General features: G+C 63.0%; 2 protein-coding genes. Both read right to left on the reverse strand.

The annotated features are described in order from the left end of the window. Nucleotides 1-465, reverse strand: a 465-nt coding sequence (locus tag AACR77_RS08955) for a response regulator (RefSeq protein ID WP_042880905.1), incomplete at its 3' end; no start/stop codon positions are given. A 31-nt stretch (nt 466-496) separates the two neighbouring features. After that, on the reverse strand, nt 497-1801 hold a 1305-nt coding region (locus AACR77_RS08960), incomplete at its 5' end, for a chemotaxis protein CheA (RefSeq protein ID WP_042880912.1).

Here is a 1801-nt window from a genome sequence, read left to right on the forward strand (position 1 = left end):
CAGGGTCCCCGTGACGGCGGGCCGTACGGCAGGCTCGGGGGCACGGGGCCGGGTCGCCATCAGGAAGCGTTTGCGAGCGATCTCCTTGACCCGCTGCTGCAGCAGGTTCACGGCTTCGTCCTTGTCGCGGGCGATGTCTTCAAACTTCTTGGGCAGAAAATCGAGGGCGCCCGCATCCAGCGCATCCAGGGTTGCCTTGGCTCCCTCGTGAGTCAGGGAGGAGAACATCAGGATGGGGGTCGGACACTTGGCCATGATCTCGCGCACGGCGCTGATGCCGTCGAGCACCGGCATTTCAATGTCCATGGTAATGACATCGGGCCGCAACTGCTGCGCCTTGTCTACCGCCTCCCGCCCGTTCTGAGCCGTGTCGATCACCGTCATCAGGGGATCCTGATTGATGATTTCGCTGACCCGACGGCGGAAGAAACTCGAATCGTCGACCACTAATACCTTGACTGCCATTGTTATTCTTTTAACTCCTTGAGCCTGGCGCTCAGTGGCGACGGGCATAGGCCTTGAGCAGGCTGGGCACATCCAGAATGAGGGCGATGCCGCCGTCGCTGGTGATGGTGGCGCCAGCCATGCCGGGGGTTCCTTGCAGCAGGTTGTCCAGGGGCTTTATCACCACCTCTTCCTGACCGATGAGGTTGTCTACCACGAAGCCGACCTGCTGGGTGCCGATCTGGACGATGACCACGTGGCCCTGGTCCTGGCGGGCCGTCTTGCCGGCACCGCGTACCAGCCACTTGTGCAGGTAGAACAGCGGAATCGCCTTGTCACGGACGATGATGGTGAGCTGGCCATCCACCACGTTGGCCTTTTTCAGATCCAGGTGGAAAATTTCATTCACGCAACCGAGGGGCAGGGCGAAGGTCTGCTGACCCACCTCCACCATCAAGGTCGGCAGAATGGCCAGGGTCAGGGGAACCTTGATCTCGAGACGGGTGCCCTTGCCCCAGGTGGAATCGATGTGCACCGAGCCATTGAGGCTGACGATGCTGGTCTTCACCACGTCCATGCCCACTCCACGGCCTGAGATGTCGGAGATCTCCGACTTGGTGGAGAAGCCGGGGGCGAAGATCAGGTTGTAGGCATCGTTGTCGCTCATGCGCGCCGCGCTGTCAGCATCGAGCACACCACGGCTGATGGCGATGGACTTGAGCTTCTCCGGGTCCATCCCTGCGCCGTCATCCTCGATGCAGAGCAGAATGTGGTCCCCTTGCTGGGAGGCGCTCAGGGTGATGGTACCCTGACGGGGTTTGCCCGCCTTCTCGCGCACGTCCGGCATCTCGACGCCATGGTCGCAGGAGTTGCGCACCAGGTGAACCAGGGGGTCGGCCAGGGCCTCCACCAGGTTCTTGTCCAGATCCGTGTCCTCACCCACCATCACCAGCTCGATCTCCTTCTTGAGGGTACGAGCCAGATCGCGCACCACGCGCGGGAAGCGGCCGAATACTTTCTTGATAGGCTGCATGCGGGTCTTCATGACCGCGCCCTGCAGATCGGCAGTCACGACGTCGAGGTTCGCGACAGCCTTGGACATCTCTTCGTCATTGCTGGCGATGCCGAGGCTCACCAGGCGGTTTCTCACCAGCACCAGTTCGCCCACCATGTTCATGATGACGTCCAGGGTCTTGGTATCCACCCGCACCGTGGTATCGCTCTGTACCGCGCTGCTCTCGGCGGGAGCGGCCTGCTTGGCAGGGGCGGCCTTGGCTGGCGCTGGGGGCTCTGCCGGCGCGGGTTTGGCGGCCACCGGCGCCTTGGGCGGCGTCACCGGGGCTGCGGGGGCAGCGGG

Source organism: Aeromonas sp. ZOR0002 (assembly GCF_963866995.1).
GTDB classification, from domain to species: domain Bacteria; phylum Pseudomonadota; class Gammaproteobacteria; order Enterobacterales; family Aeromonadaceae; genus Aeromonas; species Aeromonas caviae.